13 protein-coding genes and 2 tRNA genes are annotated in these 13,254 nt (G+C 62.9%); 11 read left to right on the top strand and 4 right to left on the bottom strand.

Translation table 11 applies throughout. The features are described from left to right. The first annotated feature begins 26 nt into the window (after positions 1 to 26). From JQ624_RS30265 to JQ624_RS30255, 3 genes are all read left to right on the top strand, one after another. Entirely contained in the window at positions 27 to 758 is a 732-nt protein-coding gene (locus JQ624_RS30265; RefSeq protein ID WP_212422569.1) for a tRNA-uridine aminocarboxypropyltransferase, read from the top strand. A gap of 360 nt (positions 759 to 1,118) precedes the next feature. Further along, positions 1,119 to 1,445 (top strand): hypothetical protein, encoded by a 327-nt coding sequence (locus tag JQ624_RS30260; RefSeq protein WP_249130180.1) that lies wholly within the window; start codon positions 1,119 to 1,121, stop codon positions 1,443 to 1,445. 374 nt (positions 1,446 to 1,819) lie between these two features. Continuing rightward, a tRNA-Cys gene (locus JQ624_RS30255) sits at positions 1,820 to 1,893 on the top strand. 58 nt (positions 1,894 to 1,951) lie between these two features. Here the strand turns inward: JQ624_RS30255 and JQ624_RS30250 are convergent. Continuing rightward, the gene (locus tag JQ624_RS30250; protein WP_212422567.1) at positions 1,952 to 2,131 is read right to left on the bottom strand and encodes a hypothetical protein; all 180 of its coding nucleotides are present in this window, start codon (positions 2,129 to 2,131) and stop codon (positions 1,952 to 1,954) included. Positions 2,132 to 2,384: 253 nt separating this feature from the next. On the opposite strand from JQ624_RS30250, the gene JQ624_RS30245 reads away from it, so the two are divergent. Further along, entirely contained in the window at positions 2,385 to 2,642 is a 258-nt protein-coding gene (locus JQ624_RS30245) for a hypothetical protein (protein ID WP_212422566.1), read from the top strand. Positions 2,643 to 2,655: 13 nt separating this feature from the next. Here JQ624_RS30245 and JQ624_RS30240 read toward each other — a convergent pair whose 3' ends face one another. After that, complete coding sequence (locus JQ624_RS30240) at positions 2,656 to 3,309, bottom strand: TetR/AcrR family transcriptional regulator (RefSeq protein WP_212422565.1); 654 nt, start codon at positions 3,307 to 3,309, stop codon at positions 2,656 to 2,658. 101 nt (positions 3,310 to 3,410) lie between these two features. Here JQ624_RS30240 and JQ624_RS30235 point away from each other — a divergent pair, with 101 nt between their 5' ends. Both JQ624_RS30235 and JQ624_RS30230 read left to right on the top strand, forming a co-directional pair. Further along, positions 3,411 to 4,232 carry an NmrA family NAD(P)-binding protein gene (locus JQ624_RS30235; RefSeq protein ID WP_212422564.1) on the top strand — a complete coding sequence of 274 codons (822 nt, stop codon included), beginning with the start codon at positions 3,411 to 3,413 and terminating at the stop codon, positions 4,230 to 4,232. Between the two features lie 2 nt (positions 4,233 to 4,234). Further along, positions 4,235 to 4,726, top strand: a complete 492-nt coding sequence (locus JQ624_RS30230; RefSeq protein ID WP_212422563.1) for a DUF1772 domain-containing protein — start codon at positions 4,235 to 4,237, stop codon at positions 4,724 to 4,726. A gap of 77 nt (positions 4,727 to 4,803) precedes the next feature. Here JQ624_RS30230 and JQ624_RS30225 read toward each other — a convergent pair whose 3' ends face one another. Then, on the bottom strand, positions 4,804 to 5,526 hold the full coding sequence (locus tag JQ624_RS30225; protein WP_409334389.1) for a choice-of-anchor K domain-containing protein: 723 nt from the start codon (positions 5,524 to 5,526) through the stop codon (positions 4,804 to 4,806). 369 nt (positions 5,527 to 5,895) lie between these two features. Further along, positions 5,896 to 5,970, bottom strand: a tRNA-Asn gene (locus tag JQ624_RS30220). Positions 5,971 to 6,241: 271 nt separating this feature from the next. Between JQ624_RS30220 and JQ624_RS30215 the strand changes: the two genes are divergently transcribed. The 5 genes from JQ624_RS30215 (at position 6,242) to JQ624_RS30195 (ending at position 13,079) form a co-directional block, all read left to right on the top strand. Continuing rightward, positions 6,242 to 6,418, top strand: coding sequence for a hypothetical protein (locus JQ624_RS30215; RefSeq protein ID WP_212422561.1), 177 nt, complete (start codon positions 6,242 to 6,244; stop codon positions 6,416 to 6,418). 146 nt (positions 6,419 to 6,564) lie between these two features. After that, positions 6,565 to 7,230: a protein-L-isoaspartate O-methyltransferase gene (locus JQ624_RS30210; RefSeq protein ID WP_212422560.1), complete on the top strand. Its 666-nt coding sequence runs from the start codon at positions 6,565 to 6,567 to the stop codon at positions 7,228 to 7,230. A gap of 248 nt (positions 7,231 to 7,478) precedes the next feature. Then, entirely contained in the window at positions 7,479 to 8,885 is a 1,407-nt protein-coding gene (locus JQ624_RS30205) for a TolC family outer membrane protein (protein WP_212422559.1), read from the top strand. Positions 8,886 to 9,204: 319 nt separating this feature from the next. Beyond that, positions 9,205 to 9,918 (top strand): PopZ family protein, encoded by a 714-nt coding sequence (locus JQ624_RS30200; RefSeq protein ID WP_212422558.1) that lies wholly within the window; start codon positions 9,205 to 9,207, stop codon positions 9,916 to 9,918. A gap of 296 nt (positions 9,919 to 10,214) precedes the next feature. Further along, positions 10,215 to 13,079 (top strand): valine--tRNA ligase, encoded by a 2,865-nt coding sequence (locus tag JQ624_RS30195; protein ID WP_212422557.1) that lies wholly within the window; start codon positions 10,215 to 10,217, stop codon positions 13,077 to 13,079. The last annotated feature ends 175 nt before the right edge of the window (positions 13,080 to 13,254 follow it).

Raw genomic sequence — 13,254 nt, 5'->3', positions numbered from 1 at the left:
CTGGCCACGAAGCGTATAGCGGGCGGATGTCAGAACAAGCCCATCCCGGGTCCGGCGCCGCCGAAGAGGTGGTCCCGGACTGTCCGCATTGCGGCAAGCCGCTGCCGCTCTGCATCTGCGACAGCGTCACGCCGATCGAAAGCAGGATCGAGCTCCTGATTCTGCAGCACCCGCAGGAGCAGGACAGGGCGCTCGGCACCGCGCGGCTGACGGCGATGCATTTCAAGGATGCGGTCGTCAAGATCGGCCTGTCCTGGCCAAGCCTGTCCAAGGCGCTGGGACGGAAGGTCGATGATCCCTCGCGCTGGGCGGTGCTGTATCTCGGCTCGGCCAAGGTCGCCGATCTCGATACCGATGCCGAGATCGTGGCGATCAACCGCAAGGGCGAGGTCGAGCCGCACCAGCGCGCCATCCTTTCCGACATCGAAGGCATCGTGCTGCTCGACGGAACCTGGAGCCAGGCCAAGGCGCTGTGGTGGCGCAACGCGTGGATGCTGAAGTGCCAGCGGGTCATTCTGGGTCCGAAACGCCCGTCGCGTTACGGCAAGCTCCGCAAGGAGCCGCGTGGCGACGGCCTCTCCACCATCGAGGCCGCCGGCCTGCTGCTGGCGGGGCTCGAAAAGCGGCCTGAGATCGCCGAGGCGCTCAATGCCAGCTTTGACCGAATGCTGGCGCGGTATCGGGAAGTGCAGGCCGAAATGCCCGAGCTCGCGCCAAAGCCGAAGAAGCGGGACTATCGGCGGCGCAAGCGGAGCTGACTTCCGACCTTTCAACCAGAGGGATGTCGACGAGGTGCGTGTGTCTCGTTGCGTGTCCAGTGTGGCACCGTTGCCCGCCTGGTTCCAATGCCTGCATCAAGGCATAGGTAATCCGAGTTTGCCGGGAAACAGCTGTGGACAATGGTGACACGGCTCTTGACGGTGATAAATTCCTTATCCTCCGCGTAACAATTTGGAGCTTAGTCGATGACTTTAAGCACAGAAATTCTCACGCGTTCTCCATTACTCAGCGCTGATGAACTCGAAGGCGAAATCGGCAACATAATCAGCAGAACCCGGCGAGGGCCCGTCCTCAGAGAAGTGTCCGAGAGCCACGATCGTCCGTTACCGAAAGGCCCGATGCCCGATTACGTCGAGCACAGGGAAGGGGTCAATCAGGTCGGCAAGCTCTCAGCCGAAGCCGTGGTCCGCGAATACGACGCGGCAGTGAAAGAGATTGAAGCCCTCGGTGCCGAACTGACTGAGGCCGCCAAGAAATGTGAGGCGATGGTCGCGGGCGTTCACGCCACGGTGAACGAGATCAGGGAGTTGGCGGCGAATTATCGCGAGGAAGGCAAGCGCTACTTCCTGCAGATCGAGGATTGTTCGCTGATGACATCCGAAGTCCGCAGCGTCTGCGAGACGCTCAAAAAGAAAATTGCCGCAGGTAGCAATCTCGCCGCCTGACGCTCCGATAGGGCGGGCACGATGTTGCTCCATTGTTTCGCTCGCACACGGGTGCGTCAGATGCAAGCGGAGCAACGGGATGGAACTGGTTGCGGATTGGCGCCGGACGGCAGAGGACGACGCGCTGCTGCGATCGTTGATTGGTAACGGCAAGCCTCCGAGCGCCATCGCGCTGAAATGAAGCGAACGGTCGGGGGCATTCGCGCAAGGACACTGGCCCTTCGGAACAACCGTCTCGGCGGTGCGTGCGCCCATTGAAGTGCCGGGCCGGGCGGAAGATCCGGACTGTTTCAGTTTGCTAACCAGTGCGACGCAGGACCAGCGCTGCTTGGTTGCCTATCCGGGGCAGGCCGTATATGAGTGCGCCCCGATGGGGCCACGTGGCGGAGTGGTTACGCAACGGTCTGCAAAACCGTGTACACCAGTTCAATTCTGGTCGTGGCCTCCATCCATATAATCAATGACTTAGATCGATTATACGAGAAGCTACGGTAAGCTAGCCGCGATCAGCAGGCGGCGTACCAGCCCTCGGGAAACGGAACCAGCGGCCAGGGGCCCCGGTTGTCGTTGGCGGCACGCGGCGACGGATAAAAGCGCTGGGTCTGGACCACGAAATCATCCTCCGGGGCTGGCGCAATGGCCGTCTGCACGGCTTCCAGCAGCAGATTGTATTCAACTTCGCTCATCGCGCTCTCCGGGGTTCCAGAGGGCGACGATCGCAAAAGGTTTTTGTTTCCAGCTTGAGCGGATCGTTCGAATTTTAGCGATTCGGCGATCGCGGCAAAGCTGGTTACTAAAGTGTTGAGTTCCCCACGCAAGCACTAACCCGTGCATGCGGGGCGCAGTGTGAGAAAAATCACTTTTTGCAAAATTAAGTTCGCGTATTCGCCTGGATGACGCCTGCCTTGTCAAGGCGGACACGATCCGGGAGATGCAGTCATGAAGGCAAGGTTTGCGCGAAGTGCGGCGCTTCTCCGTCGTTCCCGCCGGGCTTCCACGCTCGGCTTCCTGCTCACGCTGATCGCGAGCGGCTCGGCCGGTGCCCAGCAAGGCAGCCCCGAACAGCGCCGGGCCTGTACCCCCGATGTCTACCGCCTCTGCGCCGGCGAGATCCCGAACGCCCGGGCGATTACCGCATGCCTGCGCCGGCAGAAGTCGAGCTTGAGCCCGGCCTGTGCGGCGGTGTTCGAACAGTAAGTCTCGCGCTTCCCTACATCTCCAGCGCGGCCAGATTCTTCGGCAGCATCCGCTTGAACAAGGTGAGAATGCGGGCAGCCTCCTTGGCGTCCTGCGTGATCGCGTGGCGGACGGTCGCGGCGATCAGCGTCATGATCAGTTGGGAAAACGAGGCGAGGGCGGTTGCGGGTGCGTCGGGTGCGATACGCCGCAGCGCGTCGCCGAGCAGCCCGGCGAGATAGACGCCGTCCTCCTCGTCGAGTTTTTGCAGCGCCCGGTCGGCCTGCGTCGCTTGCCAGATGTCGCGCATCACCGGCACGTCGATGAACATCTGATAATAGCTGTCGGTAATGCGACACAACGCCGGATGGAGATCCCGGGCCGTCTTGACCACGGCGAGGTCGCGCCGGACGCAGTCGCGCCCGGTCGCGTTGTGGCGTTCCGCGAGCGTGCCGATGATCGCGGTCTTGTCCGGAAAGTATTGGTAGAGCGAGCCGAACGGCACGCCGCTGCGTTCGACGACGTCGCTCATGCGGAAGGCTTCGCTGCCTTTTTCAGCCATCAGTTCGGCCGCGCAGGCGAGGATTTTCTCGAACCGCTCGCGGCTGCGCTGCTGGGTCGGGACCAGGCGCGCCAGTCCCGACGCGCCTGCCTCGGCTGTCTTCTGTCCGGCTTTTCCCCTCGGCATCGGTCCTCTCACATAAACGCGACTTGACGCTATTAATACGAGAGTTTATCGGGTTTAGCAAATACGAGATATTATCGTATTTTGTCCCGAAAGGATGATCCATGTCAGAATTTCCGATCCTGATTATCGGCGGCGCGGGCAAGACCGGCGCGCGCGTCAATGCGCTGCTAAGGGCGAGCGGCGTCCCGACGCGGCCGGTGTCGCGTTCGACCTCGGTGCCGTTCGACTGGACCAGGCCCCGGACGTGGCCGCCCGCGCTTGCCGGCGTCTCGATGGCCTACGTCACCTACCAGCCGGATCTTGCGGTCGAAGGCGCCAGTGATGCGATCGCCGAGGTGAGCCGGCTGGCGCGCGAGAACGGGCTTAAGCGCGTCGTGTTGCTGTCGGGCCGCGGCGAGCCGGGTGCGCAACGGGCGGAGGCGGCGTTGCAGCAATCCGGCGTTCCCTGGACCATCGTTCGCGCCAGCTGGTTCGACCAGAATTTCTCCGAAGGCTATCTGCTCGACGGCGTGCTGGCCGGTGAGATCGCCTTGACGGCCGGCGCCGTACCCGAACCGTTCATCGACGCCGACGACATCGCCGAGGTCGTCGTCGCCGCGCTGATGGATCGGCGCCATGCCGGCAAGCTCTATGAGGTGACGGGGCCGCGCGCGCTGACGTTCGCGCAGGCCGTGGCCGAGATCGCCCGTGCCGCGGGGCGGCCGGTCCACTACCGGCAAATCGGTTCGGACGAATTTGCCGGCAGCATGCGGCCCCATGTGCCCGAGGAATACATCGCGCTTCTGCTCGAGTTGTTCACCGTCGTGCTCGACGGGCGCAATTCCGATGTCGCACACGGTGTCGAACAAGCGCTCGGCCGTCCCGCGCGGGACTTTGCCGATTACGCCCGCCGAACCGCCGCGACCGGTGTCTGGAGGGTATGATCATGCTGCAGATGTTGATTGTCGGCCTGCTGTGGTTCTCCGCGATCGGCTGCGGCCTGCTCGCCGGCCTCTATTTCGCGTTTTCGGCCTTCATCATGACGGCGCTTGGCCGCATCGGGCAGGCCGCAGGCATCGCGGCGATGAATGCGATCAACGTCGCGATCGTCCAGTCGCTGTTCATGCCGGTCTTCCTGGCAACGACCGCTGCGAGCGCAGCGCTGGCGGTGACTGCGCTGTTGCGCTGGGGCGAGCCCGGCGCGATGGCGATGGCGATGGCGGCCGGCGGCGCGCTCTATGTGTTCGGCATGTTTGTCGTCACGATGATCTTCAACGTGCCCCTGAACAACGCGCTGGCTGCGGCCGACCCCGCAAGCCACGAGGCCGCGTCGCTGTGGGCGCGCTATCTCACGGACTGGACGTTGTGGAACCACGTGCGGACCGTCTCATCCACGGCGGCTTGCGCGCTGTTTATTGCGGCGATCGCGGCAAGATAGGGTGCCACGGATGCCGATAAACACAAAAGCCGCCCCGGACGAGGGGGCGGCTTTCGAATGGCTTTCGGCGCGCGAGATCAGGCAGCCGTGAGAGCGTTCCCGCCACGCTTGCGGCGATACGCCATGAAGCCGACGCCGCCGAAGCCGAGGATCATCATTGCCCAGGTTGACGGTTCCGGTACAGGCGGAGCATGAATATCGGCGGTGAAATCCGCCACTATCTTAAGCGTCGACGTCCCGCACTCCGGGTTCGTCCATTTGTTTCCGTCGTACCATCCATCGCCATATTCAACGAAATGAATGTCGGAAACCGTCACGCCGTTGAGAGTGAACGGGCCCAGGTTGTTGAGCGTTGCCTGGCTGATGTTGAACACGTTGTCGGGCGACGGATTGGTCGTCTGCTGGATGTTGAGGTTGAACACCACAGTATCGAACGCATTGCTCGGCGAAGTGAAGTTCAGCGAGAACGTGTAGTTGACGTTGAAGTCCTGGTCGGTTCTGTAGGTGGCCAGGTTCACCCAGGTGATCTTGCCGATGACGTAATCGTTCTTGTTGGTCGGAACGTTGGTCTTGGCAATGTCCGTGATGGTCAGCGTGCTCGACTGACCTCCCCACGTTGCTCCCGACATTTTGAGCACGTTACCGTTGTTCGTAATGGAGCAGCCGGGGCTGCCGCCGCTGCAATTCGTGACGTTGGAGAAATTGCCGTCGCCGGTGAAGCTCACGAGTGCTGCATTGGCCGGTGAATGCACGAGACCGGCGAGCAAACCGGCGGTTAGAATTTTAAATACCTTGCCCATGGCGGGACGCCCCAATTTTTAAGCGATTTATTATAATGGAACCCTCTCAGATATAATATAACCAGTCAAGGAACATATTTAAATTTCACAATTAAATATCTATCCCCCGGTTGTATGGTGAATCATGCTCGCCTGCAAGGAAGCTCTGGCCCCGCGGCGCTATCGTTTCGTGCGCTAGTCTAAATGCGATAGCTCCGGATTTGCGGACACCCGGCGGCTACAGGCGGCGGTCGATGCGGGTCTGCGGGCTGCATCCGGAAAGATCTTCGGCAAAACAGACGCGGGCGAGGCTCCCCCGCACCGGCAGGCGTATTATGCCGCGCTGGTCGAGATTTAATCTGGCGTGTCGGAGGACATAATGGCCGTGACTGGCTCCCCGGGCTGGATTCGAACCAGCGACCATTCGATTAACAGTCGAATGCTCTACCGCTGAGCTACCGAGGAACAGGCGAAACAAAGGTTCGCGAGCGGGGAGCGTATAACAAAGCCTTTCGGGCTTGCAAAGGACCAAATCACCGGCTGCGCTCTGGCGTGAAGCGGGGCCGGAAAGCCCCTGCGCTACAACGATTTGTCGTCGTTTTCGACCCCCGGGCAAGCGGCGGCCGGAACCGGCCTTGTGCAATTCCGTCACACACAGGTGTGATGGATCGGGTCGCCAACTCGACAAAATCGCCCAAAAGGCTCGGCCGTGTCGGGTTTCATGGGAGCTGATTCGATGCCAGCCATTGCCGACCTGATCCGCGCAGTGCCTTCGATTGTTCCAAGCGACATTCCCGCCATCAGTGACGACGAATGCCTGCGTCGGCTCGCGCAAGCCGTTGAAGCGCATGATAGCGAGCATCTGGAAGAGGTCGCGCGGCTGATCGCCCGGCTCGCCGTGACGATCGAGTAGGCGACTTTCCCGCGCCACCGGCGGCGCCTCGGCAACAGGCGCCCGGATGTTGCGTTTTGCCGACGCTTGTACCAAAGATAACGCGGTTTCAGCTCTCGCTTCCAGTTCTCTTGCGGCCACGCCGCATGCTCTCAGGGTCTTAGCCTATGTCCGGTTTTGCGACCGCGCGCCAGAAAATGGTCGATGGTCAGGTGCGTCCGAGCGATGTCACCGATATCCGAATTCTCGATGCCATGCTGGCGGTGCCGCGGGAGGCCTTCGTTCCCGAAAACAAGCAGGCCCTGGCCTATCTGGACCTCGATCTCGACGTCAGCGAAGGCGGCGCGGCCAAGCGGTTCCTGATCAAGCCGGTGGTGCTGGCGAAGATGTTGCAGGCGGCTGACATCAAGGAGGCCGACCGCGTCCTGGTGGTCGGCTGCGCCACCGGATACGCCGCCGCCGTGATCGCCCGATTCGCCTCCCAGGTGACCGCAACCGAAAGCGATCCGGCGCTGGCGGCCAAGGCGCAGGCGATTCTGGCCAGCAATGGCTGTGGAAACGTGACGGTCCGCCCCGCGGCGCCGGTTGATGGCGACCCAGCGAAGGCGCCCTACGATGTCATCGTGCTGAACGGCGCGACCGAGATCGTGCCGGAACAGCTCTACGGACAATTGCGCAGCGGCGGACGATTGGTGGGCGTTTTTGCGACGTCGCGGCCGGCGCGGGCCACCATCGTGACCGCCTCGCATGGCGATTTCGGTCACCGGACGCTGTTCGATGCCGCCGCCCCCGTACTGCCCGGCATGGAACTTGTTCCAGCCTTCGTTTTCTAGCGTTTCGCCCCTTCCACGCCCAATATTCGCCCTCTGTGGCCAGCTAAATCCCCTTCGAAGTCAGAAGTGTGGCCCGATTGCCCCACATCCAGAGTTTCAACGGCGTTTGCTTGCGGGGGGTGTTCCGTCCAGGCTACGTGCGGAATAAGGTGAGCCGGGACTCACTTCAAGTGAAGCGACGTTCGGTTAATGATCATGTGCGACCATGGTCATGGGCCGGGCGACCAAAAATGATTGGATTGCTTGGGATGCGTGGGGTGAAGGAATTTGCCGGAGCTGCGGCTTCGGTCCTTCTATTAGTGTGCATGGGCTCGACGCCCGTCTTGGCCGACACGATTGAGGCGGCGCTGGTGCGCGCCTATCAGAACAATCCGCAGCTCAATGCGCAGCGCGCGCAGGTGCGCGTCACCGACGAGAACGTGCCGCAGGCGCTGTCGGGTTACCGCCCTACGGTCTCGGTCACGGCGAGCGCGGGCTACCAATATACGGATACGCTGAGCACGCAGGGCGGTGACGAGAACCGCATCGCGAAAACCGTCATTAACGGCGCCAATCCGCCGCGCAGCGTCGGCGCCACCATCACGCAGACGCTCTTCAACGGCCAGCAGACCGCGAACAGGACCAGAGCGGCTGAGGGCCAGGTTTCAGGCGCGCGCGAAGCCCTGCGCGCACTCGAACAGGCCGTCTTGCTCAGTGCCGCGACAACCTACATGGACTATCTGCGCGATTCCGCGATCGTCGAGGTGCAGAAGAGCAACGTGCGCGTGCTCGAGCAGACGCTGAAACAGACCCGCGACCGCTTCAATGTCGGCGAAGTCACCCGCACCGACGTTGCGCAGTCGGAGGCCCAGCTCGCCGCCGGCAAGACGCAGCTCCTGACCGCGGAAGCCAATTTGACGACGACGCGCTCGAACTTCCGCCGCATCATCGGCAACGAGCCGGAAGCGCTCGCGCCGGGTTCGCCGGTCGATCGCTTCCTGCCGGGGACGCTGCCGGCCGCCGTCGAACTCGGCCTCACGCAAAATCCGAACGTCACCGCAGCGATGTTCGGCATCGACGTCAGCTACCTCCAGGTCAAGGTGGCCGAAGGGGCGCTGTTGCCGACGGTCACGTTGCAGGCCGCGGTGCAGCAGACCTATGAGCAGAGCCTGATACAGTACCGCTCGTTCGGCGCATCCGTGACCGCGCAACTCAACGTTCCGATCTATCGGGGCGGCGGCGAATACTCGCTGATCCGCCAGTCCAAGGAAACGGTGGCGCAACAACGTCTCGTGCTCGATCAGACCCGCGACCAGACCCGTGCCAACGTCGTTACCGCATGGGGACAACTGGTGGCCGGCAAGGCGCAGGTGCAGTCCGCCCAGGCGCAGGTGGCGGCGTCCGAAATCGCATTGAACGGCGTGCGCGAGGAAGCCAAGGCCGGACAACGCACCACGCTCGACGTGCTGAACGCGCAGCAGGCGCTGGTCAACGCGCGCGTCGCGCTCGTCACCGCGCAGCACGATCGCGTGGTTGCGTCCTACTCGGTTCTGAACACGATCGGGCGGCTGGCGCCGCAGGTGCTCAACCTGCCCACCACGATCTATGACCCGAGCGTGCACTATCATCAGGTGCGCGATAGCTGGGCAGGCGTTCGTACGCCCGACGGCCGCTGATATCTGAGAATATTCCCGCGCAGGCGGAACGAATATCATCGCCCGGCGCCTGCTGCGCCGGGCGCTTTGCTTGCAATCAATTGTGGCCATGACGTACCGTTTCCGGGGCGAGCTGAGCGATTCGTGGCCCCGCGTCTTTACATCTCACCGACGCGGGTCACGGGTCGCCTTGAGGGGAGCAGGACCCCCGCGCGATGCAGCGCGCGGGCTTGATCTGGGGACAAGTCGGGCTTGTGCGATGAAAATCCCGGCCTGCATATCCGGAACCGGCAATTCCTTCGTGGCTTTGGTGTAAAATGGTTTCGATGTGGAGTCGGAGATGACGCAACCTGCAAAGGTCCAAGAGCCCTCGATGGAGGAGATTCTGGCGTCGATCCGTCGCATCATAGCCGACGACGAGGCCAAGCCTGCTGCTGCCGAAAAGCCGGCGGGCCCGTCGGCCGCCGCGAAACCGGCCGTGATGAAGGATATCCCGCCGTCGGCGATCGCGCCTGCGCCAAAGCCGGCTGCCGCGCCGAAACCAGCGCCGCCACCGCCGCCTGCACCCGAACCGGTCGCCAGCAACAACCAGGACGACATCGATGCGATGCTGGCGAGCCTCGACGCGGCGACGCCCGAGGCGGACATCAGACCGGCGCAGCCCGAGCCCGAAGCCGACGTGTTCGAACTCACCGACGAGATGGCATTGCCGGAGCCGGCACCAGCAGCGGCAACATTCAGCAAGGTCGAACCGCAGGACGACATCGAATTCACCGAAGCCAAGGCGTCACGTCGCCAGCCGGCCTATGAGCCGTCGTTCGAGAGCGCTGCGCCAGCACGACCCATTTTATCGCATTCGACCGTTTCCGCCGTGGAATCCGCCTTCAACTCGCTGGCCAATACAGTGCTGAGCAACAATGCGCGGACGCTGGAAGATCTGGTCAAGGAAATGCTGCGGCCGATGCTGAAATCCTGGCTCGACGACAATCTGCCGGGATTGGTGGAGCGGATCGTCAAGGCCGAAATCGAGCGGGTTTCGCGCGGCGGACGCTAGCCCCGGGACCGCACCCGATCGGCCATAATTCGGCCCATGGGCCGTCCCAGCCGGCACGATCGCGGTCTCCAACCCTTCAGACAGCGTTGTCAGGTTGACTTGCGGCGCTGCGGCGGCTTTCTAGGGGCCGTCCGGTGCCGACCACATCAGAACCGGACGCGACGGCATGATCCGGAAAAGTGGATACCGGTTTTCCGAAAAGATCATGCCTCTATCATGTTGTTTTGACGCGGTTTCCTCAGGTGAGCCGGTGACGGATTGCCCGAAAACGCCCCCAGCACCCCAATTGCATTGTCATGATCGAGAAAAACTACCAGCCCGCCGATATCGAAAGCCGCATGTCCCGGATCTGGGAGGAGAGCGGCGCGTTCAAGGCCGGCCGTCCGGAACGAAAAGACGCCGCGCCGTTCACCATCGTGATCCCGCCGCCGAACGTGACGGGCTCGCTGCACATGGGCCACGCACTGAACAACACGCTGCAGGACATTCTCTGCCGCTTCGAGCGCATGCGCGGCCGCGACGTGCTGTGGCAGCCCGGCACCGATCACGCCGGCATCGCGACCCAGATGGTGGTCGAGCGGCAGTTGATGGAACGGCAGGAGCATCGGCGCGACCTCGGCCGCGTCAAATTCCTCGAGCGCGTCTGGCAATGGAAGGCCGAGAGCGGCGGCACCATCGTCAACCAGTTGAAGCGGCTGGGCGCATCCTGCGACTGGTCGCGCGAGCGCTTTACGATGGACGAGGGCCTGTCGCGCGCGGTCGTGAAGGTGTTCGTCCAGCTGCACCGCGAAGGCCTGATCTACAAGGACAAGCGGCTGGTCAACTGGGATCCGAAGCTGGTGACCGCGATCTCCGATCTCGAAGTGCAGCAGGTCGAGGTCAAGGGCAGCCTGTGGTATCTGCGCTATCCGATCGAGGGCAAGACGTTCAGCCCCGACGATCCCTCGACGTTTGTCGTCGTGGCGACGACGCGGCCCGAGACGATGCTCGGCGACACCGCCGTTGCTATACATCCGGACAATGAGCGGATCGGGCATCTGATCGGCCAGCACGTCATCCTGCCGCTGGTCGGCCGCCGCATCCCGATCATCGGCGACGACTATGCCGACCCCGAAAAGGGATCGGGCGCGGTCAAGATCACGCCGGCGCACGACTTCAACGACTTCGAGGTCGGCAAGCGGCACGGCCTGCCGCAGATCAACGTGTTCGATCGCGAGGGCAGCATGGCCCTTGTCGACAACGAGGATTATCTGCGCGGACTGCCCGAGGGCGCGGACCAGCTTGCGGAGGAACTCCACAATGTCGAGCGCTTCGCCGCGCGCAAGCAGATCGTGGCGCGGCTGGAAGATTTCGGTTTCCTGGAGAAGATCGAGCCGAACACGCACATGGTGCCGCATGGCGACCGCTCCGGCGTGGTGATCGAGCCCTATCTGACCGACCAGTGGTATGTCGACGCCAAAACCATGGCGCAGCCGGCGATCGCGGCCGTGCGCTCGGGCGCGACCACCTTCGTGCCCAGGAACTGGGAAAAGACCTATTTCGAATGGATGGAAAACATCCAGCCCTGGTGCATCTCGCGCCAGCTCTGGTGGGGCCATCAGATTCCCGCGTGGTACGGGCCTGACGGCAAGGTGTTCGTCGCCGAGACCGAAGAGGAAGCCGTCGGCAACGCGCTCGGTTACTACGTCGAGCAGGAAGTCATTACGGAAGAGCAGGGGCGCGAGATGGCGCAGGACCCTGCCAGGCGCGAGGGGTTCATCACGCGCGATGAAGACGTGCTCGACACCTGGTTCTCCTCCGGGCTGTGGCCGTTCTCGACGCTTGGCTGGCCGGAAGAAACGCCGGAAGTGAAGCGCTATTACCCGACCAACGTCCTCGTTACCGGATGGGACATCATCTTCTTCTGGGTCGCCCGGATGATGATGATGGGCCTGCACTTCATGAACGACGCGCCGTTCTCGACCGTCTACATCCACCGCCTGGTTCGCGACGAGAAGGGCGCGAAGATGTCGAAGTCGAAAGGCAACGTCATCGATCCCCTGGGCGTCATCGACGACTTTGGCGCGGACGCGCTGCGCTTTGCGCTGGCGCGCGGCGCGGCCCACAGCCACGACATCAAGCTGTCGCCGCAGCTTGTGGAAACCAATCGCAATTTTGCGACCAAGCTCTGGAACGCCTGCCGCTTCGCCGAGATGAACGGCTGCGAGCAGCCCGCAGGCTTCGATCCGACAGCGGCAAAGGAGACCCTGAACCGCTGGATCGCGCATGAGACCTCGCGCGCCACGCGGGAGGTCACCGAGGCGATCGAGTTCTATCGCTTCAACGATGCGGCCAATGCGATCTACCGCTTCGTCTGGAACGTCTATTGCGACTGGTATGTCGAGCTCGCAAAGCCCGTGCTGATGGGCGAGGAGGGCGCCGCCAAGGCCGAGACCCGCGCCATGATCGCCTGGGCGCGTGACGAGATCCTTAAATTGCTGCATCCGTTCATGCCCTTCATCACCGAGGAGCTCTGGGCGGTGACGGCCAAGCGCGACGGCCTCTTGGTGCTGGCCGAATGGCCGCGCAAGGCAAGCTCGGTCAGCGCCGAACAGATCGCTGCGATGGCGCTGGCTGGTCCCGGCGACCCGCTGATCGCGCCGGTCATCGCCGCGCTCGACGCCGGCGATTTCAGCGACCCCGCGGCCGAGGCCGAAATCGGCTGGGTGGTCGATCTCGTCACCGCCATCCGCTCTTTGCGTTCGGAAATGAACATTCCGCCGGCCACGTTGATCCCGCTGGTGCTGTCGGGTGCGTCCGCGGAGACCAAAGAGCGCGCACAACGCTGGAACGACATCGTGAAACGTCTGGCGCGTTTGGCGGATATTTCCTTTGCCGACCGCCCGCCGGAAGGCGCGGTGCAGTTGCTCGTGCGCGGTGAGGTCGTCGCGCTGCCGCTGAAGGGCGTCATCGACCTCGCCGCCGAAAAGGCCCGGCTCGACAAGGAAATCGTCAAGGCCGATGCCGACATCAAGCGCGTCGACGCCAAGCTCGGCAACGAGAAATTCGTGGCGAACGCGCCCGAAGAGATCGTTGAGGAAGAAAAGGAAAAGCGCGAGGCGGCGGTTGCGCGCAAGGCCAAGATTCTCGAAGCGCTGGAGCGGCTGAAGAACGCGTCGTAGCCACCGGCTTCGTCATTGCGAGCGAAGCGAAGCAATCCATTGTCCCGCGAAGAAAGTATGGATTGTGCGCGATCCCGACGGCACCCGGATCGAGGCGGTTTGCCATCGCGCCATCTGAAGCGGCTTCCGCCGAACATTTGCCGGGCTTGAATCCGGATTTCGCTTCGTCGATGGT

Origin of the sequence: Bradyrhizobium sp. AUGA SZCCT0283 (assembly GCF_018130385.1) — a bacterium.
In the GTDB taxonomy this organism is placed as follows: Bacteria; Pseudomonadota; Alphaproteobacteria; order Rhizobiales; family Xanthobacteraceae; genus Bradyrhizobium.
The sequence above is the reverse complement of the archived record's forward strand: the minus strand, read 5'-3'. Positions and strand labels throughout refer to the sequence as shown.

What these genes read in the sequence shown, in the direction of transcription:
- JQ624_RS30195 (WP_212422557.1), top strand. Translation starts at nt 10,215, where the DNA reads ATGATCGAGAAAAACTACCAGCCCGCCGATATCGAAAGCCGCATGTCC.
- JQ624_RS30250 (WP_212422567.1), bottom strand. Translation starts at nt 2,131, where the DNA reads ATGAGCGAAGTTGAATACAATCTGCTGCTGGAAGCCGTGCAGACGGCC.
- JQ624_RS30215 (WP_212422561.1), top strand. Translation starts at nt 6,242, where the DNA reads ATGCCAGCCATTGCCGACCTGATCCGCGCAGTGCCTTCGATTGTTCCA.
- JQ624_RS30210 (WP_212422560.1), top strand. Translation starts at nt 6,565, where the DNA reads ATGTCCGGTTTTGCGACCGCGCGCCAGAAAATGGTCGATGGTCAGGTG.
- JQ624_RS30265 (WP_212422569.1), top strand. Translation starts at nt 27, where the DNA reads ATGTCAGAACAAGCCCATCCCGGGTCCGGCGCCGCCGAAGAGGTGGTC.
- JQ624_RS30230 (WP_212422563.1), top strand. Translation starts at nt 4,235, where the DNA reads ATGCTGCAGATGTTGATTGTCGGCCTGCTGTGGTTCTCCGCGATCGGC.
- JQ624_RS30260 (WP_249130180.1), top strand. Translation starts at nt 1,119, where the DNA reads ATGCCCGATTACGTCGAGCACAGGGAAGGGGTCAATCAGGTCGGCAAG.
- JQ624_RS30225 (WP_409334389.1), bottom strand. Translation starts at nt 5,526, where the DNA reads ATGGGCAAGGTATTTAAAATTCTAACCGCCGGTTTGCTCGCCGGTCTC.
- JQ624_RS30245 (WP_212422566.1), top strand. Translation starts at nt 2,385, where the DNA reads ATGAAGGCAAGGTTTGCGCGAAGTGCGGCGCTTCTCCGTCGTTCCCGC.
- JQ624_RS30235 (WP_212422564.1), top strand. Translation starts at nt 3,411, where the DNA reads ATGTCAGAATTTCCGATCCTGATTATCGGCGGCGCGGGCAAGACCGGC.
- JQ624_RS30200 (WP_212422558.1), top strand. Translation starts at nt 9,205, where the DNA reads ATGACGCAACCTGCAAAGGTCCAAGAGCCCTCGATGGAGGAGATTCTG.
- JQ624_RS30205 (WP_212422559.1), top strand. Translation starts at nt 7,479, where the DNA reads ATGCGTGGGGTGAAGGAATTTGCCGGAGCTGCGGCTTCGGTCCTTCTA.
- JQ624_RS30240 (WP_212422565.1), bottom strand. Translation starts at nt 3,309, where the DNA reads ATGCCGAGGGGAAAAGCCGGACAGAAGACAGCCGAGGCAGGCGCGTCG.